The organism is Undibacterium sp. JH2W, from assembly GCF_049340425.1.
Classification (GTDB): Bacteria; Pseudomonadota; Gammaproteobacteria; order Burkholderiales; family Burkholderiaceae_D; genus Undibacterium.
This window is the reverse complement of sequence record NZ_JBMPOT010000015.1, coordinates 144,551-167,567: the sequence shown is the minus strand read 5'-3', so window position 1 is coordinate 167,567 and position 23,017 is coordinate 144,551. Positions and strand designations below refer to the sequence as shown.

The window sequence follows — 23,017 nt, the reverse complement described above, 5'->3', positions numbered from 1 at the left end:
AGCGTAGATCCATGATATTTACTGTTTTCCAAGTCATGTTGGCGACTCCCTTTAGGTATCTTTATGATCACCTAAAGGTGTTACCTATGTCCTGATACAGGTGTTACCCATGTCTCTGTTCTATACACGTCGCCAAGAAAGGTATGCCAAAGAAGGCGACCCAGGCATAGCCGCCCCTAAAGGGGTTCCCGTTTGTGCAGTACAAAAAATGGGAAGATCCGAAACTCGCTTCCCTTGCAGGGCGCACAATCGCTTGCAAGCGATTGCCGTTACGCTGGCGAGATGCATGCATCTCGAAACCCCAGCTACACCTCAGACAGCGGCTCTTCTTAATCCATTTTCTGTACAGCACAAACGGCGTCTACACATGGGAACGGCAGAAAGTCAAAAACAACCGCAACGTCAACACGACCTGCCGTCATATTCTTTAAGCTCGTGACTAATCAAGATTCCGGAATCACGAAAAAAACCCGCCAATCTGACGGGTCTGTTTCCTTCAACAACTCATCTCACTTAAACTTCTTAGCCACTTCCGCAATCCGCTTACCAAACAATTTTGCCGTTTCCAGATCACCTGGCAATGGGCCTTCTTCTGGTGAAGAATCAGATGGGGATTGTGTCATCAGGCCGCTGAAGCTGCCGACATAGTTGATGTCATTGCGCGTTGCAGCCTTGCTGTTGGCTGGCATCAGGCCTGTGCCTACCCAGATCATGGAGTGTTGCTGGGACAGCGTGAACAGGTAATGCAGGGTCGACAATTTGTCACCGTTCATGGTGGCAGAATTGGTGAAACCTGCGGCGATCTTGTCTTTCCAGACCTGGCTATACCAGGGTTTGGAAGAAGCATCGGCGAATTTTTTGAATTGCCATGAGACTGTGCCCATATAGGTTGGTGAACCAAAGACGATGGCGTCAGCGGCAGCCAAAGTTTCCCATTGGGCATCGGTGATATTGCCTTCGGCATCAATCTTGATGAGTTCTGCATCTGCACCGGCAGCGGCGGCACCTGCGTGTACTGCTTCTGCGGCCTTGGTAGTGTGGCCATAACCTGAGTGATAAATAATCGCGACTTTAGACATGTTTTACTCCAGTGTGGATTTGAGTTTCTACGCAAAAAGACAAATCACTGACGTGTTTTTCGTCGGTGATTTGCCTGTCTTTCCAGCTCAATGTGGCAGATCAAATACCAGTACTTCTGCCTGTTTTCCCTGCTCCAGCACGAGTTTTTCTTCGGCTGACATCATCACGGCATCGCCCTCTTTGAGGGACATGCCATTTACCTGCAATTCACCACGTGCTACATGGACATAGGTCAGGCGGTCTGCTGCCAGAGCCACTTCCTGCCTTTCTTCTGCATCAAACAAACCAATTTGCAGCCTTGCATTCTGGCGGATTTTGATGGAGCCATCGGCACCGTCACCAGAGATCACCAAACGCAGGCGGCCCTGTTTTTCTTCGCGGCTAAATTCTTTTTCGCCGTAGAGCGGCTCGCCACCCAGTTGGTCTGGCTGTATCCAGATTTGCAGCAAACGTGTGTGCTCGTTATTCGCAGGATTGAATTCCGAATGGCGCACACCAGTACCTGCACTCATATATTGCACATTGCCTGGACGTATCGTACTGCCATTACCCATGCTGTCTTTGTGCGCAATCGCACCTTCGAGCACATAAGTAATAATCTCCATGTTCTGGTGCGGATGCGTACCAAAACCCATGGCAGGCGCGATCCAGTCATCATTAATCACACGCAGGGGGCCAAAACCCATGTGTTGTGGATCATAATATTCTGCAAATGAAAAGCTGTGATGTGATTTCAGCCAGCCGTGCTCGGCATGGCCGCGTTCTTGTGATGGTCTGAGCGTAATCATATAAGTCCCTTTCAAATTTCCTGAAGAATGTGTTCAGGCGATGTACACACTATATACATGCAAATTCTTTGACATAAGGGTAGAATTTCATACAACTCATTCAAATTATTTGAACAATCGTGAACCTGACTCTGGAAGCCCTGCAAATCCTCGATGCCATAGACCGCAAAGGCAGCTTTGCTGCGGCGGCTGCGGCCCTGGATAAAGTGCCCTCGGCCATCACTTACAGCATACGCAAGCTGGAAGAAGACCTCGATGTGCTGCTCTATGACAGGCGTGGCCACAGGGCCAAGCTGACTATCGCCGGGGAAGAGTTATTGATGCAGGGCAGGCATTTGCTGAATGCCGCCCAGGAGCTGGAAAACCGCGTGAAACGCGCCGCCAGCGGCTGGGAGGCGGAGCTACGCATTGTCATTGATGGCATTATACAATTCGACGATATCATCCCCTTGATCAAGGAATTTGAACAACAGGCTTGCGGCACACGCATACGTATCAGCCAGGAGATTTTGTCAGGCGTCTGGGAAACCATGGTATCTGGCCGCGCCGACCTGGCCATAGGCGCTGCCTATTATGGGCCGGACGCCATACGCATGCAGGGTGAATTCCAGACCCGTTTGCTAGGCAGTGTGGAATGGGTGTTTGCGGTAGCACCACAACACCCGCTGGCACAGGCGGCAGAACCGCTGACACCGGCGATTTTGCAGGCCCACAGGGCTATCGCCATCGGTGACACTGGCCTGACCCTGCCATCCATGACAGCAGGCTTACTGAGCGGCCAGGACACTCTGACCGTGCCAACCATGCAGGCCAAGCTGGCGGCACAACTGGCAGGCCTGGGTTGCGGCCATTTGCCACGTCGCCTGGCGCTAGCACATTTGCGCAGCGGTGCGCTGATAGAAAAGAAGACCAGTGCCCACCGCCCGCCAGAAGATAACCGCCTGGTCTGGCGCAATGCCAACAAGGGCAAGGCTTTGCTGTGGTTTTTACAAAAGTTGCAAGACCCTGTCGTGCAACGCATGTTGATAGGTAATTAGGTAATTGAAGAACATCCACGCCAACAAAACAGATGACGCAAAAATATATAGGACGTTTCGCCCCCTCGCCGACTGGCCCCCTGCATATGGGTTCACTAGTGGCCGCCATGGCCAGCTATCTCGATGCCCAAGCCCATGATGGGCTATGGCTATTGCGTATGGAAGACCTGGATTTTGACCGCAATGTCAAAGGTGCAGACCAGCATATCATCAATTCGCTGCAACGTTGCGGCATGCTCTGGGATGGCGACATCACTTGGCAAAGCCAGCGCCAGCATCTGTATGAAGCTGCTTTGCAAGAACTGGGCGCCCATCTCTACCCCTGCGCCTGTTCACGCAAGGAGATCGCAGATTCTCGCCTGCGCCTGGGTGACACAGCCAGCCAGATTTACCCGGGCACTTGCCGTCATGGCCTGGCAGCAGGCAAGACAGCGCGTGCCTGGCGTTTGCGCGTGCCAGATCAAATCTATCGCTTTGAAGACAGACTGGCTGGCATGCAGCAGCAAAACCTGGCAACCGAGGTTGGAGACTTTGTATTGAAGCGCGCTGATGGTTTCTGGGCCTATCAATTGGCGGTGGTAGTCGATGATGCAGCACAAGGCATCACCCATGTAGTGCGTGGTGCTGATTTGTTAGATTCCACGGCAAGGCAGATCTATCTGCAAGAATTGCTGGACTTGCCCACACCGCATTATCTGCATGTACCGGTAGTGACCAATGCAAATGGTGAAAAACTGTCCAAACAAACCGGGGCACTGGCATTTGATCAAGGTGATAATGATATATTGCACGATGCCTTGATACCAGCTGCAAGATTTTTAGGTTTACAACTGACAGGAAGCATCATCAGCAAAGAAGAGTTTTGGACCAGGGCAACTCTGGCATGGAAAAACTAACTCGACAACACGAAAAAATAAATTCATACGCATGTCACATCACCTCATTAATGCTGCCAGTGCAGGCAAATTCGATAAGCTGATTACCCGCCTGGAACAGGGCGACGATTTAGAAACCCTGCACAAAGGCACGGGCAGATCGGCATTGGCAGAAGCCGCGTTGAATGGCCATGCAGAAATCGTCGGGCATTTGTTGACGCTGGGTGCAAAATTCGACGAACCTGACAAAGCCTTGGGCTACACGCCATTTTTATGGGCATGTGCACAAGGACACTTGTCCGTGGCGCGTCTGCTCGCAGAGCATGGTGCCAATGTCAAATTTGCCAGCAAACCACATGGCTGGACGGCTTTGATGCTGGCTGCAGCAAATGCACATATAGAAGTCGTGCAATTCCTTTTAGCTCTGGGGCTCGATATTGGCGCACTCAGCAGCGACAGTCGCAATGCCTACGACATGGCCTTAAAAAACAGGCATCAACATATTGCCGACGTACTTGCGCATGCAGGAGCAGCTTTACCCCCGCCACCAGTAAGGCCAGTATTTTTGCCATGGCCAGCCGGCACCAGTGACGGGGAGGCAGATAGCAGCAATGCAGCATCCGTGCTGCATCACTTCATACTGGCCATGCATCAATGGGAAAAAGATGCTGCAAGCAAACACGCCAAAGTCATCAACGGCAACAAAGAGCATGACTGGCCAGCCATGCAAGCGGAGATGAGCATTATCTTTGAACGTTACTGCACATTAAAAGATCGACCTTATGGCAGGAATGGTGGGAGCTTCAGCGTGCCACCTGGCTACCAGCCAACTGAAAGCTTGCTCAGTATCACCGACCTCAGCAAGCAGAAAAAAGAATTGCAAACCCGTGAGCTGGATCGCGAATTTAGCTACATTGTCATCTTTAAAAAAAATGAGTGGCGTCTTGATAGCAAGCGCCAGCGCTTGCCTGGTGGAGATTGGATAAGAGATCACTTATAAGATTCATGGCTCAAAATATGAGCCTATGAGTAAAGATCATTCATTCCTGAACGTTTATGCTTGCGGGATTTTCAACATTGCCCTGACCGTAAAAAAACAAAGGCTGCCATGCAGCCTTTGTTGCTTTGTCTATCAAGTCTGCCTGGCAACTAGCGCTCGGAATATTCCCTGCCACGCCCATGTCCATGACGATCATGGTCATGGTCATCATAAGCGCGTTCGTTACGTCTGCCATCACGTTGATACTCGTCGCGTCGATAAGGATCATGTCTGTAATCATGATCACGGTAATAGCCATCTTGATAACGTGGCACTACCTGCGTGTTATACCAGCTTTCCTGGACAAAATACACCTGACGGTCACAGGCATTATAGCGATAGCAATGCTTTTCCCATTTATTTCTGTGTCCTGGTGGCACGACCAGATACACAGGAGGCTGAACTATGTTCACCCTTTGCACGATGCGCGGTTCACTATAAATTACCTGAGGTTGCGGAAAATTTCCTATATCCACATGGCCATAAAAACCTGGCTGCCCAAATTGTACAGAGACGCCCACATTTTGCGCCTGCGCCTGGGTCGTCATGAATATTGCTGCACAAGCAGCGCCTGCCAGCAATACTTTGCTGCATGTCATGGTTTTCATTGCCTACTCCTTTTGATACTCACTCACAGAATCACTTACTGTGCTTACCATCTATAACGTTTGTACGGCCTATCTGTTGACTTCAGTTGAAAATATTCTAGCCGCTCAAGCGTAAAGGTTCTGTGCGTTAGCCAACACAAAAACCATGTCTGTCATATCAAAGCATATCGTCAGGCACTTTGTTTTTCAGGAAAATCAGGGTATGCGCTACGAATTAATTGTCGTGTGAGTGCACACCATGAGTACCACTCCTCGTAAGAGGGATCCCATTCTTCCCATAGAATTTCATCGTTGTATTCATCAATATAAACTGGCAAAAGTCTACGCTCTTCCAGCAATTGATTCCAGTCAAGCAATACAGGGACGGGTTTATCACTACGCATTTGAAAAGCTGCGGTTTCATCAAATTTGCACAATATTTCCCAAACTGCTGCATGATCCCGCACAGTATTTTTCTGCAGCATTTCAATGATGAAAAACACGGCAAATGGCGTTGCCTGATGTAAACCATCCTGATGCTCAAGTTTCAGCTCGAGCTCGCGGACAGCCCACGCATGGTTACCATTACCTAAATCACGGATTATCTCGGGTAAGTTCCCGCCACGACCATACCAATGAGCAATCCGGTCCCAGGGCAAACAATTGATATTTTTCAATTCCATGAATAGTCAACTCCCTCAGCACAGCATGTATTTTCTCGAACTAGAATGCGCAGCCTGGCAATCACTTGGCCGGGAAATCTGCTGCCCATTGCTGCGCCTTTTGATCCAGTGCTGCGCGGCGCTCTGCCGGAATCTTTGTGGTCAATTGTGCCAATGTGCTTCTGTGAGATGCGCAGGCATATTGGGCATCACGCTTGCCGAATTTACGCTTGAGTACACATTCAAGCTGATTGGCACCAGCCACGTCTTCGTAAGCAGTTTCCAGGGCTTCTGGCAGGGTCGTTTGATAACGCAATACCAATTGTGCCGACATGCCGCGGTAAGCAGGATCACTCGCACCTGCCAGATGTGTGTATTTGACAGCGTCCTTCAATGCAGCATAGGCATCGGGATTTTTTTTGATATTGGGAATACCAGGATTCGACGTAGTTTCACTCGTGCCGTCAGCACTGGTCATGGTCATCGACCAGCCTGATTTTTCAGTCACTTTTTCTTCCAGGCAGGCCAGACGATTATTGGCTTCAGCAGCGACCATGGTCAATGCTTCCACATTGCCTTCACCTGCCAGTTTGCGGTTCTTGTTCAGCCACGTCTGGAAATCTGCGCGCAAAGGTTTTGCGGTAATCAAATCACAATCATCGAGACTGATTTTGGCAGCTTGCGAACTTGCACTATTGAGCACCATACAAATCAGAAAACCGAGTTGCGAAATTTTTGGAGAAATTTTCATAAATAGTTTGTTTCTTTCAATAAAAAATACAAGGCTGAGCCCAATCTCAATTGCGGCCATGCTGCCATGACGAAAATAATAGGGGAAATGATTTTACAAATTAACACTTTTGTTTTATTCAAAAGCCATCAAAACAACTTTCACCAGCTTCTGTTATCAAAGCGAAATCGAAGCTTGTTTTAGCTGCATGCTTTCAACAATTCTTGACATTTTTCTGCTTTATTTTGAAGAGAATTATTCGTACCCTAAAACTGTAATTTTTAATTTCCAAAACTTGAGGGCAAACCCGTTGAAAGACGGCGACGCAAAGCCACCGGCCTACAGCGCTAACGCGCCATGGCAGCGGGGTTGCCGGTGACGTTATTGCAAAAGCATAGTAGCGCTTGCAGATATCATTAACTGTCAGATCACCGCCCTCTGCCCACATCGGAGTGCATAGTGATGACAAAAAAGAGTTCTTTCCCCGCCCTCAAGCCACGTACCTGGCTGAGCCTCATTATCAGCACATGCGTGCTCAGTGCATGCGGTGGCGACAGCCCCCAGCTCAGTCAATCCAGCATCGCCTTGCCACCGGCTGAAGTGGCTGGCAGCACAACCACGCTGAGTGTGACCTTACCTGCCCAGGCCATTGATTTGCCACCTGAAGTAGCTGCGCAAATGACTCGCCCCACCTTTCATCTAGCACCGGTTTTACTGGATGCACCAGCAGACATAGATGTCATGGGTGGTAGCAGATCTGCTCATATGCCTGCGGCAATGCAAGCCATACCCCGCGACTTGCTGGGCGTGCGTGGCCATGGCCTGACCGTTTCGGCAATTCGTTCTCTGCCACATGAACATGTCGCACCACCACCAGCTGGAGAAAATGCACAACCCCTGGCAGGAACGAGTGCTGTATCGACCTATACACCGGCGCAAATCCGGGCAGCCTATGGTTTGCCTGCGCTGCCTGCCAATATGAGCAGCCTGACAGCCAGCCAGGCTGCCCAATTGGGTGCAGGCCAGACTATCTACCTCGTCAATGCCAAACATGATCCCAACATCGCTGCAGAGTTGAATGCCTTCAATACGAAATTTGGCCTGCCTGCATGTACAGTAAAAAGTATTCCAGCAACAACGACATTGCCATTGGCTGCAGCATCTGCCAACGCCTGCGAGTTCTACGTAGTGTATAGCACTAGCAGCGGTGGCATGAACGCTACGGCGCCAGCATTTGATTCGGGCTGGGCGACAGAAATCGCGCTCGATGTGCAGTGGGCCCATGCAACGGCACCGTTGGCTCGCCTCATTTTGATTGAAGCCTTTGATTCTTCCATGAGCAATATGGTAGGCGGCATCAAGTTGGCAAATGCCATGGGACCAGGTGTGGTGTCTATGAGTTTTGGCTCTACCGAGGGTAGCTGGACCGCAGGCGTGGAAAGCACTTTCACAACGGCCAAAATGACTTATCTTGCTGCTTCCGGTGACTCTGGTCCGGAGGTGGAATGGCCCGCAGTTTCACCGAATGTGCTGGCTGTAGGCGGCACCAGCCTGACATACACTGGCGGCAGCAGAACAGAGACTGCCTGGTCGAGTACTGGTGGTGGCGTCAGCGCTTATACCGCAACACCCAGCTATCAAACCAATAGCATACCTGGCCTGGGTACACCTGCTCACAGGGTGGTTGCTGATGTGTCTTTGAATGCCGATCCCAATACCGGCCAGTATGTCGCCGTCATGACGCCAGGTAGCAGTACCGTGAACTGGGTCAGTGCCGGCGGCACCAGTCTGGCAACGCCACAATGGGCTGGCATTATTGCAGTCGCCAATGCGACCCTGGTGCAAGCAGGCAAACCTGTATTAGGCGCGCCACATGCAACGCTGTATAACAAAATCGCCAGCGTACCTGGCACCTATGCTGCCAACTTTGCAGATATCGCCAAAGGCAGCAATGGCACATGCACTAACTGCGCAGCAAAAACCGGATATGATCAACTCACCGGCCTGGGCACACCGAATGTCAGCAACTTGCTCAGCACCCTGAGTGGCACCATCGTCGCAACTGAACCTGTCGTCAGCCCCGCCACCATTAATGGCCAGGTTGGTACCGCCCTGAGTTTTACGGTGTCAGCCACGGCAAATAATCCTTTGACGTATACCCTGAGCGGCAATCCTGCAGGCATGAGTATCAGCAACATAGGCATCGTGACATGGACCGCGCCGCTGGCAGGAACTTACGCCGTGACTGTCACCGCGCTTGACGCGAAAACCGGCTTGAGTGGCAAGGGTGTATATACCGTGATCATTGCCGCTCCCGTGCCACCTGTCGTCACAGCCAGCACGATCAATGGCATCGTAGGCACTGCCCTGTCTTTCAATGTAACGGCAACATCGGCCAATGCGATGAGCTTTAACCTGGCAGGTGCACCATCCGGTATGAGCATCAGCAGCAGCGGTGTCGTCACCTGGGCCTCACCCGTCATTGGTACTTACCTGGTGAGCGTCAATGCCACTGACAGTAAAACTGGATTGACTGGCAAAGCTACTTATACCGTCGTCATCGCCCAGCAACCTGCACCTGCCCTGACTGCCGCCAACATCAATGGCCTGGTAGGCACAGCATTGTCTTACACAGTCACTGTCAAGGCATCCAATCCGGTCACTTATACCTTGACCGGTGCTCCTGCAGGCATGAGCATCAATGCTGCGGGTACGATCAACTGGGCCAGCCCAGTTGCAGGTAATTATTCTGTCAGCGTCGTCGCCAAAGACAGCAAGACAGGCTTGAGCGGGCAAGCAACGATAGGCATCACTATCACGGCCTCGGGCATCAGCATCAATGCACCGGCAATGACAGGTGTAGCTGGCAAAGCATTGAGCGGTTCTATCAGTATCAGCGATCCTGGTGCGACTTCGGTATCAGTTACCATTGCCGGTGCACCTCTGGGCCTGGGCTTTGCCATGAATGGCTTGAATATCAGCACCAGTTGGGCCAGCCCGGTAACTGGCAGCTATACGCTGAAAATCACGGTCACCGACAATGCGGGCAGGACTGCCACGGCCAATGTGCCAATCACCATTAATGCGAAATAAGTAAAATAAAGAAAGAAGTAAAAGAGGCGGTATCAATGAGATGATCCCGCCTCTTTTTTTTTGCTACAAAATTTTAATGTCCACCGTGCCCTTGCGGCTTCCTGACTTGCACTTCAACTTCGGGAATTACATGCCCATGGTGCTGCATGCCAGCATGCGCATCTTGAGTCTGGCGCGAGGCAGCGGCCCCCGAGGTATCGACAGCAGGCCCGGTATATTCATAAGCTTGCGTGCCTTTGGGCTGTCTGTACCAGCCCGGGTCTTTATAATCGCCAGGCTTCTGGTCTTTGCGCACTTTGACGACGCTGAACATGCCGCCCATTTCCAGCCCGCCATAAGGCCCTTCTCCCATCATCATGGGTAAGGTGTTATCTGGTAGCGGCATTTCCATCGCCCCCATGTCGGCCATGCCCTTGTCACCCATGCTCATATAAGCAGGGATAAGCTTATTGATCTTGTCAGCCACATCCTTATGATCGACACCTATCATGGACGGGACATTGTGGCCCATGGCATTCATGGTGTGATGGCTCTTGTGGCAATGGAAGGACCAGTCACCTTCTTCATCGGCGGCAAATTCCAGCTGGCGCATCTGACCGACGGCAATATCCACGGTCACCTCAGGCCAGCGCGCAGTTCTCGGCACCGGGCCACCATCGGTGCCTGTCACTGTAAATTCATGACCGTGGATATGGATGGGGTGGTTGGTCATCGTCAGATTACCCACGCGTATCCTGACCCTGTCATTCTTGCGCACATTCAGGGTATCAATGCCGGGGAAGATGCGGCTATTCCATGACCATAAATTAAAGTCTGTCATGGTCATGATATTCGGTTTATAGGCACCCGGTTCTATGTCATAGGCATTGAGCAAAAAAATAAAATCCCTGTCTACTTCATCTATCTGTGGATGCCTGTTTTTTGGATGGGTAACCCATGAACCCATCATTCCCATGGCCATTTGCGTCATTTCATCGGCATGCGGGTGGTACATGAAGGTGCCTGGGCGACGTGCCGCGAATTCATAGACAAAGGTCTTGCCCGGCTGTATCGCTGGCTGGGTCAGGCCAGAGACGCCATCCATGCCATTTGGCAAACGCTGGCCGTGCCAGTGCATGCTGGTGTGTTCTGGCAAACGGTTGGTAACGAAGATGCGCACGCGGTCACCTTCCACCACTTCTATCGTCGGCCCCGGGCTTTGGCCGTTATAACCCCACAGATGGGCTTTCATGCCAGGGGCCATTTCACGCACTACCGGCTCGGCCACAAGGTGGAATTCCTTGACGCCATTATTCATGCGCCATGGCAGGGTCCAGCCATTCAGGGTGACCACCGGATTATACGGGCGGCCATTTTGTGGCAGCAGCGGTGGCATGGTATCCGGGCTGACTTGCATGACTGCTTCTGGCAAGGCTGCCAGCGCCACTTTGCTGACCGTGCTGGCTGCCAGTGCGCCGCTTGCTATGCCTGCCAGTTTAAAAAAATCTCTTCTTGTACTCATCGTATTTCTTTCACAAATCTGGTGATCAATGCGCGGCATCTGCCGTGGTAGTTGATTTAACGGGATACAGATTATTTGTTGATGGACGTCCCAGCAGTTCAGCCTGCAAGGCAGCATCTGCCAGCCAGAACTGTTGCTCTGCATTGATAGCCGCCAGCACACTATTGATTTGCTCACGGCTATCGGCCAGTAATTCAAATACGCTGATGAACATGCCGTTATAACGTAACTGGTTTTCTGCGGAGATGCGTTTGCGCAGTGGCAGTATCTCGTCCCGGTATTGCCTGGCAATATCGTACATGCTGCGATAAGCAGAATAACTGGTGCGCAGGTGCGAGCCTGCATTGTTCAACGTCGCTTGCAGGCGATAGCTGGCGGCCAGGGTACGGGCATTCATGGCGGTTCTTTGTGCATCACCCCAATCAAAAACAGGTAACCTGAGACTGACTTCAAAGCCACGCTTGATGTCACTATGTCCTGCTGCATCAAAATTAGTATCGTGTCTGATACCCAGCTCTATATCCGTAAAACTGCTGACCAGGCTCAAACCCTGGCGCGCTGCCGCAGCATCCAGTTCCTGCTTTGCCAGTTGTATGTCGAGACGATTTTTTGTGGCTTGCGGGCCTATGCTTTCTGCCGTCATGGGTGTGTCTGGCAAATCCGGCAGACGTGCTGGTAAGTTGAGGATTTTTTCCTGCTCCTCATTCAAGCCCAGTAAACGTACCAGCTCTTCCCGCGTGGCCAGACTGGCATGCCGGGCAAAGCTCAGTTGTGCCACCGCATCAGCCTTGAAAGCCTGCTGGCGTGCTGCCTGCAATTTATTGAAATTGCCAGCTTTTTGCATGCGCTCTGCCAATATGGCACTGGCGTCAGCAGCTTCACTGACTTGCCCTGCATATTCCAGGCTTTGTTGTGCGGCGACTGCCTTGACCCAGGCCCCCCTCACCTGGCTGATACTGTCTATGACATCCAGGCTTAATTGCGTCTGCCCTCGTGCCAAACCATGTTGCGCCATGGTCTGGCGTTGTGGCAGGCTCAGCAAATCGAGCAGACCAAAGCTCAGCATGCGAGCAATTTCCAGCTCGCCGGATTGACGGTTGCGTTCAAAATTAAAGAGCGGATTCTGGATGCGCGCCTCTTGTGCAGTATTCGCCCCATCCGCCTGGTGTTGCGCCAGCATGGCTTGCAAGGCCGGACTATTGAGCAAGGCAATTTGCACGGCGGCGTCTTGCGACAAGGGCTCTTTTAATAGGACAGCAGCCTTGGCCTGCATGTCTTTTTGCTGTGCTGGCGTGCTGGCCAGCGCCAGTTTCCCCTGGGTATAAGCCGGATATTCCTGATTGATTTTTTGCGTACTTTGACCGATATCAAAACTGGCACAACCAGTCAGCGCCAGCAATGCTGGCAACAGATATCGGTAATGAATGTGCGACATGAAGTCCTCGCGATATGAAGTGTGATTCCACCAAATTTGGGGACATGCAATTGTCGTAGCTTGGGCTATCTCGTAGGTTGAGTCGGTCCGTAGGTTGGGCTACGTCTTACCAGCCCAACACTCGGCCTCAACAAATGTAAACGTCATTTAACCGCCCAGTGTTGGGCTGGTAAAGCGTAGCCCAACCTACAACCCCAACCCAACCTACGACTTTAAACCGATTCAGGCGAACACAGCCCTGGGAGGACGCTCCAGCATGCGCGCAGGCACGGATGCTGGCAGCAAGACCGACAACACCTGGGCTTCATCATGTATGGGAGTAAATGTAGAAATTGAGGCAGCAGGCATCAGGGCGATGCCCATGCAGCAAGGGGAAGAAGACTTGCAGTGACCGCCCACTTTAGCCTTAACAGCATCGGCGCTGGCATCGTCAACTTCAGCGGCTGGCTGGCAGTGTTCATTGCTACTGCCAGCAGAAACATCAGCCTGAGCAGGCATCTCCATGACGCAACCCAGTTTACCGGCGACTGCAAAGCCCTGCAAGGGCAGCAGTACCAGCAAACAGCAAGCAATCAGGAAACGCCAGGATTTTTTCATGCGCTGAACTTATCACAATTCAGGCTTTTCAACAAACCCGCGCATCAGACAAGATCAGCCTAGCAGCAAGTTCAGCGCCAGCATGAGCATCACCAGGCCCACCAGGCTATCCAGTATGCGCCAGGCCATGGGCTTGGCAAACCAGGGGGCCAGCAAGCGCGCACCAAAGCCCAAAGCCGCAAACCAGATGGTGGCATTCAAGACAGCACCCAAAGCAAACCAGTATTTGCCGTCACCGGGTTGCTGCCCACCTATGGCACCCAGCAAGACCACGGTATCCAGATAAGTATGGGGATTGAGCAAAGTCGCCCCCAACACTGCCAGAGCCGCTTTGCCAGCGCTCAAACCCAAATCTCCTGCAGTGGCCTGCAGACTCTGCTGGCCGAAAGCGGCACGTAAAGAACGCAAGCCATACCAGATCAAAAACGCCGCCCCGCCCCAACGGGCAACTGCCAGCAAGGCTGGCTGGCTATTAATCGCACCGCCTACACCTGCGACACCAGCCAGTATCAGCAGCATTTCACAAGCGATACAGATCATCACCGTCAATGCCACATGTTGCTTGCGCAAACCCATGCGCAAGACATGCGCATTCTGCGAACCAATCGCCACTATCAAACCCGCACTCATGCCCATGCCCTTAAGTATAAAAGCCAACATCATCTGTCTCCCGTTTGTCGATAGAGGGATTTTGGGCAAAAAAGGGTTTAATATGAAGTTAAATTAAAATATTTACGAACTCATTAAAATTTCTTAATAAACTCTTTTGTTTTCCAAAGCAATGTTTTATCAACAATTTTCTCTTTTTCTTTTAAACCTCTGTGTCTCTGTGCCTCTGTGTTGAGAGGTCTTTACCCAAAACAAGCCAGGCTAAGGAAATATCCAGCGACCCAATATGCAAACCAGACTAGATAGCCGCCAATGCGAAGCCTTCCTCAGTGTCATAGACCATGGCAGCCTGGAACAGGCTGCGCAAGCCCTGAACCTGACCAGCTCAGCCATTTCCCAGCGCATCAAAGCACTGGAAATGGAATTGGGCAATACCCTGCTGATACGCAGCCGCCCCTGCCGTGCCACAACCGCCGGGCAAAAACTGGTGCAGCATTTGCGTCGCGTGGCAGAACTTGAACAGGATTTACAGAGTGAGTTTGCAGGCCAGCAAAGTGCTGCCATCCGTATCGCCATCGGTGTCAATGCCGATAGCCTGGACAGCTGGTTGCTACCTGCGCTGGCAGAATTCCTGATCGCTGAAAATATCCTGCTTGACGTCGCCATCGACGATCAGGATCACACCCATGATTTGCTGGAAAGCGGCATGGTGCTGGGCTGTCTCTCTGCGGAAAAAAATGCCATGCGTGGTTGCCAGGCTGTGCCGCTAGGCTTCATGCGTTACCACCCGGTTGCCAGCCTGGCCTATTGCCAGCGCTGGTTCCCGCAAGGCATGACGCGTGAGGCAGCCAGGCTGGCACCGGTACTGACCTTCAATCGCAAAGACAAATTGCAAGCGCAAATCTTGCTGGAACACTTTGGCTTGCCTGAGCATGCCTATCCCACCCACCATGTCCCGGCAACCACACCTTATAATCGCGCGATTTTGCTGGGCCTGGGCTGGGGGGTGATTCCTGATCTGATGCTGGATCATCTGGAAAAAGACAAGCTGCTCATGATCATGCCAGACCACCCTGTCGATGTGCCCCTATACTGGCATCACTGGAAAGTGCAGACACCCAGACTGGCGCGCTTGACGAACACCCTGGTGAAACAAGCACGCGCCAGCTTACGACAAGTCAAACCTTAAGTTAGGTAGTCGAATCAACAATCGGTTGCACCTGATTGCGGCCATGTGACTTGGCAAAATACAGCCATTCATCGGCACGTTGCACCAGACTTTCCATGGTATCTGTCACTTGCAATTCGGCTACGCCAAAACTGGCGGTGACACGTAATATGTTGCCATCCTGCATGCGGATGTAGAGATGTTGCGCCACTTGTTGACGTATTCTTTCTGCCACCTCCCATGCAGCATGCAGATTCGTCTCAGGCAAGACCAGGATGAATTCCTCGCCACCATAACGGACCACCCAATCGACATCGACACGCAATTCTTTTGCCAGACTTTGGGCAAAGGCAAGCAGTACATGGTCACCTATGGCATGACCATATTCATCATTCACTTTTTTGAAAAAATCGATATCGCAAAACACCAGGGACAAATGGCGCTGATAGCGCGCTGCCCTTTGTATTTCTGCAGGCATGCGCTCGTTGAACAATAAGCGGTTATAGCAGGCAGTCAGGCTATCGGTAATGGACAGTTGCTTCAGGCTTTTCATAGCCGCTTCCAGCTGGCTGGTTCTTTCTGCGACCAGGGCATCCTGGTTGGCGATATGCTTTTGCAGGCTGTCTTGCATAGTGTGAAAGCCATCGACAACCAGGTCAATTTCGTTATAGCCGTTGCCTGGTTTGCGCCTTAATTCGAGCTTGCTGGATAACTGGTTGGCTTGCAGGTTTTTGACAAAGTCTGCCAGTTCACGCATGGGTCTTTCCAGATCCTGCCGCAAGATCGCCACCACCGCTACAAAGATAAACACTGACAAGACCACGACTTCGATAATGACAATGACAAAGCTGCGCAACAACTCCTTGCGCAAGACGGTCTTGTCGACCACGAATTCAACTTTTCCTATGGACATCCGGGCATCTGCCGGGGCAGGTATATCAAATACCATGTGCTGGCCACCAGACAGATGATTGATATTCCCACCGGTAAATTGCTGCCCGGTACTGGCCTTGATGGAGACATAGGCAATACTGGGGTTTTTCAACATCAGGCTGATTTGCTTTTGTATGGTTTGTGCTTCTATGTCCCATATCGCCACCGATAATAAGGGAAGATGCGCATGGGCCACATCATTCACTGTCATCTCAAAGTTTTCTTCTATGGCGCGGTAATTCAGCCAGGCTTGCAAGCTGCTGATGCAGACCACGCACAAGATGACCCATTTGAAGACACGGCGTATCAGCAAACTGGCGATGGATTGTAAAGCCTGCTTATTCATTTTCGCACTTCTGCCTGGTTCAATATTTGACGAAAACTAAAATCATATTTTTTGATAGCGGGATGGAGGACTTTGCTGAATTTCCTGAAGTCTAGCCTGTTAAAATTCTGTGCGCCAAATAATGATTGGAAGTTCCTGCTTTCTTCCGGCGTAAACAAGATAAACATGGACCTGTCCAACTCCAGTCCCTCATCAATAAAGTCCCGGCCATGATGATAGTCATACAGCATCACCAGGCTGAATGCACCAGCAATAAAGTGGCCACCCGCCAGGGCGCTCAGGCTGCCCGACTCCAGTGCAGTGAAGGCTTCGGCCGAGGTATTGATGGCACTGAAAAAAGCATCGCGCCCCGGCTTGCCGCCACGGGCACGCCAGCTCTCCATGGCACCAAAGGCCATTAAGTCATTGCCTGTCCAGATCAGCCTGGTATGTGGATAGCGTTGGTATAACCAGGCACTTTGTTCTTGCGCCTTGGCGCGATTCCAGTCGCCATAGATGACCTGGTCAAGCACGACATTTTTTGCTTCAGCTACAGCTTTGCGCATACCTTCATTGCGTTTGTAGGAAGTGGTAGTTGATCTGTCGCCGGCGATTGCCAGCATATGCAGTTTACCGTCAGTACCGATCAGTTTCTCTGCCCTGCCACGCTGTATCAGAGCGCTTGCAGTCAGATAACCAGCATCCTCTGCACGTGGTTCCAGACCACCCAGCCAGCCCTTGTATAGCTGCCTGGGCGCACCAACTTTTTCGCGCTCGCCAGCATCACTAAACCCGCTATAGGCAAAAAAAGTTTTGATGTGCGCGCCATCGAGTATGCGCAGGGCCTCGGCACCGACGGCGTAATCGTTAGACAGGATCACATAATCGGGTCGGGCACTCACGGGCCGGGCGGCAATTTGTCTGGCTAGTTCCAGGGTTTTTAAATGATCGCGCTCAGCATAGATGACTTCTAGTTGCACACCCAGATTGCGGGCAGCGGTCATCATGCAATTACTGGCCGTGACCCAATAAACTTCATCCGATTTACCAGGATTGAGGAAGGTGACAGTCATGGCCATCACTGCGGCAGGCACGAGCAAGAAGCAGCCTGCCAACAAGCTTAGGGTGAAACGATAAATCCACATATCCGCCTCCGGGCATTCGATCATGCCGCAGTGAACAACGCAGATCGCACAAGTCCTGGCCTGCCGGCAAATCAAGGAATTTGCGGACAAAGCAGGTTTTTATTCAGACTCTATTTTGGCTGTTTTCAGGAAAAAAAGTTGCTCATTCACAAAAACTCACATTTATGAGCATGGGCTTGAAATGAAAAGAGCGGGCCATCTGGGTCTTGTAGGAGCGGCTTCAGCCGCGAATGTTCAGCCCAAGCAGAAACAGACTACACGGTGAAATTTTCGCGGCTAAAGCCGCTCCTACAAAATCAGGGCAGCGCAGCCGTCCACACTTAGACAGAAGTTTCCTCTTTGCTTTTTTCACGCTTGAGGTTAATGATGGCCTGGCTGGTGTAGAGATCGGCAAACCAGGCATCAGCGTATAACTTACCGGTATCTGCCAGACCCTGAAAATAATCCAGTACCCGGCCCCGGCCTGCACGATAAGCTGCATCATCGACATCACGGTATTCCATGCGTACCGCTGCAGCATAGGCATCATAGGTATCTGCCGCCTGCCCCAGAATGGCCAGGTCCACGCTCAACATGGCATCTTTCAAGGGATGCACCAGGCTGGCACTCTGGAAGTGGTCTGTCACCCGTATCAGGTCTGCCACTTCCTGCAAATGTTGTGACCCCAAACCGGCAGCCAGCCACATGCGCGCACTCTGTTCTTCGTTCGAGATATCTGCCGCCTTGCCGCCGTACACTGCATCATGGAACCAGAAAGCTTTTTTCAGTATCGCTACGTCCGTATTGCTGGCCCCGGTATTGCTGGCCCAGGCCGAGATTTCACTGAGACCATGCACCAGGTGATCAAGATTATGATAAGGGCGACGTGCCGCGCCATAAGCATCTTCACCAGTAAGGTAATCAAACCAGTGATCAAGTTTGGCGCTATCAATACCTGCCTCAGTTTCCCACAACTTTTGCCAGTCACTGCGCAACCAGCTTTTGATCCAGGCGATATAGGCAGGCATGGGCATGAATTTTTTGACTGTCCAGTGCCAGCCCACCGGCCCCTGCAAGGCGCGCACAAAACTGGAACTGACAGAACCGAGGTCGCGCGGTGGCATCACGAATATGGTCTTGGCACCACCCAGCACATCCACATTGGTTTGCTGTATCAGGTTTTCGTAATCAAAGTCCGAGGTATTGCGTATGCCACGCACCAGATACTCTATGCCATGGCGCTTGGCGGCACGGGCCGTATAGTCACCCTTGACGATGACGACGCTGACATTATCCCAGCCACATTCTGCCACGCTGCGCTCGATGATGTCCTTGCGCTCCAGTGCGCCAAACTGCGGCTTCTTGACCGGGTTTTCAGAAATGAAAACCACGACTTCATCGGCCAGGGCGCGTGCCTCTTGTATGACCCACAGGTGGCCATTGGTAATAGGATCAAGCGTGCCAGAGAAAGCGATTTTTTTCATTCATTACCCCAGTGTGACATGTAAATAAGATGTTGCTGCAAAACTTGCTGTTCCAGCACCATGATGCTGCCTTGATTGACCATCAATACATAGTCTTGTTCCCGGAAAACATTTTCTGATGCCTGCATTTGGAAAATCTGCCTGACTTCAGCCTCTGTCCAGTCGGGATTACGCAGGCGCAGTCGCTGCAAACGCGTCGCATCATCTGCATGCATCCATAAAACGCTATCGTACATGAAGCTACTCTCTTCATCCGGCAACAATGCTGACTCCCATATTACATAATTGGCAGTTTGTTGCCTTGTCCATTGCCACATGGCTTGCAGCACATAGGGTTTGAGCAAATGCCGCAAGCGGCGATTGCTTTGTATATCACTGGCCAGGACAGTATGCAAAATACCGCGCCGCAGGCATCCATCTGCCGTCATCAATTGTGGCAGTACCCGGTCAATTTCTGTCATTGCCGGATGCTGATTGTCTTGATGAATAGCCCGCGCCACCATGTCAACCCCAATCACAGGCACACCCAGACGGGAAAACCCGGCTGCTGCCTGTGACTTGCCGCTACCTATGCCGCCCGTCAACAACACCACGCGAGCATGCCTGGTGCTTGCTAGTGAGGCAGATATAGGGAACATTTTAAGCTTTCAATATCAGACAATCATATTTGGTCAATCAACCAATATACAAAGCTTAGCAAATTCAATCGCAAATCTCAAGATTATTTTGGTTAATCAACCAAATAATTTGGAAGCAAGCAAAAATAGGACGCAAACCAGGCTAGTCTTGGGGAATACTGCAGCAACTTATCCGGAGCCGGATTGGCGCGTCACCGTCATGTCATTGACATATTTAAAATATATTATGAATGTGAATGTATTGCCAACCGCCCTCTATTTCACACAAAAAAAGGATAAGCCATGATCTCTGATAGCCGGAGAAAGTTTTTGCAATTTTCAGCCGCGAGTGCTGGTGCCAGCCTCTTGCCTGGCGTTATACAACAGGCGCTCGCCGTACCGGCGAATAATGTCACCGGCACACTGGCAGATGTGGGTCATGTGGTCATCTTCATGCAAGAAAATCGCTCTTTCGATCATTACTTTGGTACCCTGGCTGGCGTGCGTGGCTTTGATGATCCGCGTGCGATTAGCTTGCCAAATGGCGCTCCCGTCTGGCAGCAACCCAATCCCGCAGGTGGCAGTGTTTTACCCTTCCATTTTGATGCCAGGAATACCAGTGCATTATCAGTAGGCACCAATCATTCCTGGAAAGGTTCGCAACAAACCTGGCAAGGCTGGAATGTCTGGGTCAGTCAAAAAACCGTGCAAACCATGGGTTATTTTGACCGTGGTGACCTGCCGTTTTACTACGCGCTGGCAGATGCATTCACTATTTGCGATGCCTATCATTGCTCAGTCTTTGGCGCGACCGACCCCAACCGCATGTATTCGTTAACCGGCACCAGCCAGGGCTGGCTAGGCGCAATGGGTAGCTTGTATAACATTGATGCCAAGGGGTATTACAATGCTGACCCGGCCAATGACAATGTCACTGCGACTGTCACAGCGAGTGCGCCCAACTGGCAAACTTATGCAGAAGTACTGGAAGCCAATCAGGTCAGCTGGAAGGTTTATCAGGAATGGGATAATTACGGTGACAATTATCTCGCCTACTTCAAGAACTTCCGTGTCAATGCCGATGGTAGCAAATTAAGCAGCAGCTCGCCGCTCTACCAGAAAGCGCGCAGCCTGGCACCAGGTGCCAGTGTGGGCGGCAGCAAGGGCGATGGCCTCGTCAGTGCCTTTGCCAATGATGTGCGTAACAAACGCCTGCCACAAGTATCCTGGATATGCGCACCAAACGATTACACCGAACATGCGCCCAATTCGCCCAATGCAGGTGAAAACCTGACAGCAAGATTGCTGGCCACCCTGGTGGCTGAACCTGAAGTCTGGGCAAAGACTGTGTTTTTGCTGATGTATGATGAAAACGATGGTTTCTTCGATCATGTTCCTCCAAATATCCCGCCTATCACCTCCGCCATGGGCCGCTCTACCCTGGCCGATAATGGAGCTTATGAAAAGTACGGCAGTGAACCTGTCGGTCTGGGGCCGCGCGTCCCCATGCTGGTGATCTCGCCATGGAGCAAAGGCGGCAAGGTATGTTCCCAGGTTTTTGACCATACTTCGAAATTGCGCTTTCTTGAAGAATGGCTGGTCAATGGCCTGGGCAAGGACAGGGCCGCCGTTAGTTGCAAGCAGATATCGCCATGGCGACGTACGGTCTGCGGTGATTTGACTTCGGCATTTGATTTCAAATCCCCGGATCAAAACTGGCCAGGCACTGTCCCAAAAACTGCTTCTTACGTCCCTGTCAGTGGCAAGCCCTATCCCGTACCACCACTCAACCAGAGCCTGCCCCGCCAGGAAGCTTATTTGCAGGCACAGGGCCCGCGCCCTGCCTGCTGCCTGCCCTACCTGCTGATGGCGCAAGCCAGGCTCAACATCAGCAAGCAACTGGAAGTCAGCTTCAGCAACACCGGCACGGCCGGGGCTGCTTTTATTGTGTATTCCAACGTTCGCACTGACGGCCCCTGGTATTACACCGTCGAAGCTGGCAAGCAAATCCAGAAAGAAATCTGGAACTGGAGTGGCGATACTTACCAGCTCAGCGCCTATGGCCCGAATGGCTATTTGCGTGAGTGGCGCGGCAGCACCGCAGCCACCGTCAAGCCTGAAGTGCAGGCAGTCCACGATAGCAGCAGTGGCAAACTGGTGCTGACCCTGTCCAATGTCGACAATGTCCAGCCCTGCAATTTCACTGTCAGCGACAATGCCTATGGCAGCCTGGCAAGCACTTATGCGCTGGCAGGTGGACAGAGTTTGCGCCTAGAATATCCCTTGATCAGCAGCTTTGGCTGGTATGACTTTAGCATCACCAGCAATGTCGACACGCAATTTTTGCGCAGGATAGCGGGCCATGTGGAAGCAACGGCCAGCAATAGCAACAACAATCGCACCGACCCCTTGATAGGCGGCAAACGTAACGATGCCCGCCTGAGTACCACTACACCCAGCATATCGCGTGGCAGTAATGTCGTGGCCTCTTATTCAGCCTTACCGGCACAAGTCAATGCCAAAAACTGGATAGGTGTCTACGCTGCTGGTGCCGTACCAGGCACAGTAAATTCGCTGACGTGGCAATACGCTGGCAATCCTCAGGGTAGCGTGGCGCTCAATACTGCCAGCCTGGCGGCAGGCAATTATGCGCTCTGGTATTTGTACAATGACAGCTACTCAGTTCTGGCGGGGCCAGTGGCGTTAACGATTGTGTAGCATTCAACCATGTTTGATAGTGAGAAACTGAGTAAATTGATATTTATAAGACTTACTCAGTTTCTCACCGCGACATCAAAATAAATGCATTTCAAACAACACAAAACTGGGCCATGCTTAAAAAAATCGTTCAAACATCAATACAAAACCACAACTAAGTCACTGATTATTAAAGAAATATTAGTTTACTCATTTTTTAGCTCTTGAAAAGCATATCCCTCGCCCATATACTTAGCACTCGTTGAGAGAGAGTGCTAACAAGTCCCTCTCCAGCTTAATTGAATTCCAATAGTAATTACTCGCAAATTTAAAGGAGCTTGTATGAACCTTCGTCCCCTGCACGATCGCCTGATCGTGAAACGCCTGGATCAAGAAACAAAAACTGCATCCGGTATCGTTCTGCCTGACGCTGCTGCTGAAAAGCCAGATCAAGGTGAAGTACTGGCAGTTGGTCCTGGCAAATTGCTGGACAACGGTACAGTTCGCGCCCTGGACGTTAAAGTTGGCGACCGCGTTTTGTTCGGTAAATATTCTGGTCAGGCTGTCAAAGTTGACGGCAACGAAGTTCTGGTGATGCGTGAAGAAGATATCTTCGCGGTCGTACAGAAGTAATCG

At 51.4% G+C, this 23,017-nt stretch carries 20 protein-coding genes and 1 riboswitch; of the genes, 7 read left to right on the top strand and 13 right to left on the bottom strand.

Features of this window, described 5'->3' with window-relative positions; genetic code table 11:
- Positions 1-509: 509 nt before the first annotated feature.
- Together ACO0LC_RS22030 and ACO0LC_RS22025 are read right to left on the bottom strand one after the other, a co-directional pair.
- Entirely contained in the window at positions 510-1,079 is a 570-nt protein-coding gene (locus tag ACO0LC_RS22030) for an NAD(P)H-dependent oxidoreductase (protein WP_423007120.1), read from the bottom strand.
- A gap of 87 nt (positions 1,080-1,166) precedes the next feature.
- Entirely contained in the window at positions 1,167-1,868 is a 702-nt protein-coding gene (locus tag ACO0LC_RS22025) for a pirin family protein (protein WP_423007118.1), read from the bottom strand.
- A gap of 119 nt (positions 1,869-1,987) precedes the next feature.
- On the opposite strand from ACO0LC_RS22025, the gene ACO0LC_RS22020 reads away from it, so the two are divergent.
- Genes ACO0LC_RS22020 through ACO0LC_RS22010 form a run of 3 tightly spaced genes read left to right on the top strand, consistent with a single transcriptional unit; the run spans position 1,988 to position 4,780 of the window.
- Entirely contained in the window at positions 1,988-2,905 is a 918-nt protein-coding gene (locus ACO0LC_RS22020) for a LysR family transcriptional regulator (protein WP_423007116.1), read from the top strand.
- 32 nt (positions 2,906-2,937) lie between these two features.
- Entirely contained in the window at positions 2,938-3,801 is an 864-nt protein-coding gene (gluQRS, locus tag ACO0LC_RS22015; RefSeq protein ID WP_423007114.1) for a tRNA glutamyl-Q(34) synthetase GluQRS, read from the top strand.
- A gap of 31 nt (positions 3,802-3,832) precedes the next feature.
- Positions 3,833-4,780, top strand: a complete 948-nt coding sequence (locus ACO0LC_RS22010) for an ankyrin repeat domain-containing protein (RefSeq protein WP_423007112.1) — start codon at positions 3,833-3,835, stop codon at positions 4,778-4,780.
- A 149-nt stretch (positions 4,781-4,929) separates the two neighbouring features.
- Here the strand turns inward: ACO0LC_RS22010 and ACO0LC_RS22005 are convergent, their stop codons facing one another.
- The 3 genes from ACO0LC_RS22005 to ACO0LC_RS21995 form a co-directional block, all read right to left on the bottom strand.
- Positions 4,930-5,427, bottom strand: a complete 498-nt coding sequence (locus ACO0LC_RS22005; RefSeq protein ID WP_423007110.1) for a hypothetical protein — start codon at positions 5,425-5,427, stop codon at positions 4,930-4,932.
- A gap of 170 nt (positions 5,428-5,597) precedes the next feature.
- Entirely contained in the window at positions 5,598-6,089 is a 492-nt protein-coding gene (locus tag ACO0LC_RS22000; protein WP_423007108.1) for a hypothetical protein, read from the bottom strand.
- 61 nt (positions 6,090-6,150) lie between these two features.
- Complete coding sequence (locus ACO0LC_RS21995) at positions 6,151-6,819, bottom strand: hypothetical protein (protein WP_423007106.1); 669 nt, start codon at positions 6,817-6,819, stop codon at positions 6,151-6,153.
- A 269-nt stretch (positions 6,820-7,088) separates the two neighbouring features.
- Positions 7,089-7,175, top strand: a riboswitch (cyclic di-GMP riboswitch).
- A gap of 85 nt (positions 7,176-7,260) precedes the next feature.
- Here ACO0LC_RS21995 and ACO0LC_RS21990 point away from each other — a divergent pair.
- A complete protein-coding gene (locus tag ACO0LC_RS21990; protein WP_423007104.1) occupies positions 7,261-9,891 on the top strand; it encodes a putative Ig domain-containing protein in 2,631 nt (876 codons plus the stop codon).
- Between the two features lie 73 nt (positions 9,892-9,964).
- On the opposite strand, the gene ACO0LC_RS21985 is transcribed toward ACO0LC_RS21990, so the two are convergent.
- The 4 genes from ACO0LC_RS21985 to ACO0LC_RS21970 all read right to left on the bottom strand — a co-directional run bounded on the left by ACO0LC_RS21985 (position 9,965) and on the right by ACO0LC_RS21970 (position 14,084).
- On the bottom strand, positions 9,965-11,392 hold the full coding sequence (locus ACO0LC_RS21985; protein WP_423007102.1) for a multicopper oxidase family protein: 1,428 nt from the start codon (positions 11,390-11,392) through the stop codon (positions 9,965-9,967).
- A 25-nt stretch (positions 11,393-11,417) separates the two neighbouring features.
- A complete protein-coding gene (locus ACO0LC_RS21980) occupies positions 11,418-12,827 on the bottom strand; it encodes a TolC family protein (RefSeq protein WP_423007100.1) in 1,410 nt (469 codons plus the stop codon).
- 222 nt (positions 12,828-13,049) lie between these two features.
- Complete coding sequence (locus tag ACO0LC_RS21975; protein ID WP_423007098.1) at positions 13,050-13,424, bottom strand: hypothetical protein; 375 nt, start codon at positions 13,422-13,424, stop codon at positions 13,050-13,052.
- A 54-nt stretch (positions 13,425-13,478) separates the two neighbouring features.
- The gene (locus tag ACO0LC_RS21970; RefSeq protein ID WP_423007096.1) at positions 13,479-14,084 is read right to left on the bottom strand and encodes a LysE/ArgO family amino acid transporter; all 606 of its coding nucleotides are present in this window, start codon (positions 14,082-14,084) and stop codon (positions 13,479-13,481) included.
- A gap of 235 nt (positions 14,085-14,319) precedes the next feature.
- Between ACO0LC_RS21970 and ACO0LC_RS21965 the strand changes: the two genes are divergently transcribed.
- The gene (locus tag ACO0LC_RS21965) at positions 14,320-15,222 is read left to right on the top strand and encodes a LysR family transcriptional regulator ArgP (protein WP_423007094.1); all 903 of its coding nucleotides are present in this window, start codon (positions 14,320-14,322) and stop codon (positions 15,220-15,222) included.
- A 1-nt stretch (position 15,223) separates the two neighbouring features.
- Here the strand turns inward: ACO0LC_RS21965 and ACO0LC_RS21960 are convergent, their stop codons facing one another.
- From ACO0LC_RS21960 to coaE, 4 genes are all read right to left on the bottom strand, one after another.
- Positions 15,224-16,480 (bottom strand): diguanylate cyclase, encoded by a 1,257-nt coding sequence (locus ACO0LC_RS21960; RefSeq protein ID WP_423007092.1) that lies wholly within the window; start codon positions 16,478-16,480, stop codon positions 15,224-15,226.
- On the bottom strand, positions 16,477-17,604 hold the full coding sequence (locus ACO0LC_RS21955) for an ABC transporter substrate-binding protein (protein ID WP_423007090.1): 1,128 nt from the start codon (positions 17,602-17,604) through the stop codon (positions 16,477-16,479). The genes ACO0LC_RS21960 and ACO0LC_RS21955 overlap by 4 nt, the downstream gene beginning before the upstream one ends.
- Before the next feature lie 320 nt (positions 17,605-17,924).
- Positions 17,925-19,067 carry a pantetheine-phosphate adenylyltransferase gene (coaD, locus tag ACO0LC_RS21950; protein WP_423007088.1) on the bottom strand — a complete coding sequence of 381 codons (1,143 nt, stop codon included), beginning with the start codon at positions 19,065-19,067 and terminating at the stop codon, positions 17,925-17,927.
- Positions 19,064-19,705: a dephospho-CoA kinase gene (gene coaE, locus ACO0LC_RS21945; protein ID WP_423007086.1), complete on the bottom strand. Its 642-nt coding sequence runs from the start codon at positions 19,703-19,705 to the stop codon at positions 19,064-19,066. The genes coaD and coaE overlap by 4 nt, the downstream gene beginning before the upstream one ends.
- 282 nt (positions 19,706-19,987) lie before the next feature.
- Here coaE and ACO0LC_RS21940 point away from each other — a divergent pair, with 282 nt between their 5' ends.
- A complete protein-coding gene (locus tag ACO0LC_RS21940) occupies positions 19,988-22,402 on the top strand; it encodes a phosphocholine-specific phospholipase C (RefSeq protein ID WP_423007084.1) in 2,415 nt (804 codons plus the stop codon).
- A gap of 321 nt (positions 22,403-22,723) precedes the next feature.
- The gene (gene groES / locus ACO0LC_RS21935; protein ID WP_110257032.1) at positions 22,724-23,014 is read left to right on the top strand and encodes a co-chaperone GroES; all 291 of its coding nucleotides are present in this window, start codon (positions 22,724-22,726) and stop codon (positions 23,012-23,014) included.
- Positions 23,015-23,017 lie beyond the last annotated feature (3 nt).

What these genes read in the sequence shown, in the direction of transcription:
- ACO0LC_RS22025 (WP_423007118.1), bottom strand. Translation starts at nt 1,868, where the DNA reads ATGATTACGCTCAGACCATCACAAGAACGCGGCCATGCCGAGCACGGC.
- gluQRS (WP_423007114.1), top strand. Translation starts at nt 2,938, where the DNA reads ATGACGCAAAAATATATAGGACGTTTCGCCCCCTCGCCGACTGGCCCC.
- ACO0LC_RS21970 (WP_423007096.1), bottom strand. Translation starts at nt 14,084, where the DNA reads ATGTTGGCTTTTATACTTAAGGGCATGGGCATGAGTGCGGGTTTGATA.
- ACO0LC_RS22010 (WP_423007112.1), top strand. Translation starts at nt 3,833, where the DNA reads ATGTCACATCACCTCATTAATGCTGCCAGTGCAGGCAAATTCGATAAG.
- groES (WP_110257032.1), top strand. Translation starts at nt 22,724, where the DNA reads ATGAACCTTCGTCCCCTGCACGATCGCCTGATCGTGAAACGCCTGGAT.
- ACO0LC_RS21960 (WP_423007092.1), bottom strand. Translation starts at nt 16,480, where the DNA reads ATGAATAAGCAGGCTTTACAATCCATCGCCAGTTTGCTGATACGCCGT.
- coaE (WP_423007086.1), bottom strand. Translation starts at nt 19,705, where the DNA reads ATGTTCCCTATATCTGCCTCACTAGCAAGCACCAGGCATGCTCGCGTG.
- ACO0LC_RS21940 (WP_423007084.1), top strand. Translation starts at nt 19,988, where the DNA reads ATGATCTCTGATAGCCGGAGAAAGTTTTTGCAATTTTCAGCCGCGAGT.
- ACO0LC_RS21995 (WP_423007106.1), bottom strand. Translation starts at nt 6,819, where the DNA reads ATGAAAATTTCTCCAAAAATTTCGCAACTCGGTTTTCTGATTTGTATG.
- ACO0LC_RS21965 (WP_423007094.1), top strand. Translation starts at nt 14,320, where the DNA reads ATGCAAACCAGACTAGATAGCCGCCAATGCGAAGCCTTCCTCAGTGTC.
- ACO0LC_RS21955 (WP_423007090.1), bottom strand. Translation starts at nt 17,604, where the DNA reads ATGTGGATTTATCGTTTCACCCTAAGCTTGTTGGCAGGCTGCTTCTTG.
- ACO0LC_RS21985 (WP_423007102.1), bottom strand. Translation starts at nt 11,392, where the DNA reads ATGAGTACAAGAAGAGATTTTTTTAAACTGGCAGGCATAGCAAGCGGC.
- ACO0LC_RS21990 (WP_423007104.1), top strand. Translation starts at nt 7,261, where the DNA reads ATGACAAAAAAGAGTTCTTTCCCCGCCCTCAAGCCACGTACCTGGCTG.
- ACO0LC_RS22030 (WP_423007120.1), bottom strand. Translation starts at nt 1,079, where the DNA reads ATGTCTAAAGTCGCGATTATTTATCACTCAGGTTATGGCCACACTACC.
- ACO0LC_RS22000 (WP_423007108.1), bottom strand. Translation starts at nt 6,089, where the DNA reads ATGGAATTGAAAAATATCAATTGTTTGCCCTGGGACCGGATTGCTCAT.
- ACO0LC_RS21975 (WP_423007098.1), bottom strand. Translation starts at nt 13,424, where the DNA reads ATGAAAAAATCCTGGCGTTTCCTGATTGCTTGCTGTTTGCTGGTACTG.
- ACO0LC_RS22005 (WP_423007110.1), bottom strand. Translation starts at nt 5,427, where the DNA reads ATGAAAACCATGACATGCAGCAAAGTATTGCTGGCAGGCGCTGCTTGT.
- coaD (WP_423007088.1), bottom strand. Translation starts at nt 19,067, where the DNA reads ATGAAAAAAATCGCTTTCTCTGGCACGCTTGATCCTATTACCAATGGC.
- ACO0LC_RS21980 (WP_423007100.1), bottom strand. Translation starts at nt 12,827, where the DNA reads ATGTCGCACATTCATTACCGATATCTGTTGCCAGCATTGCTGGCGCTG.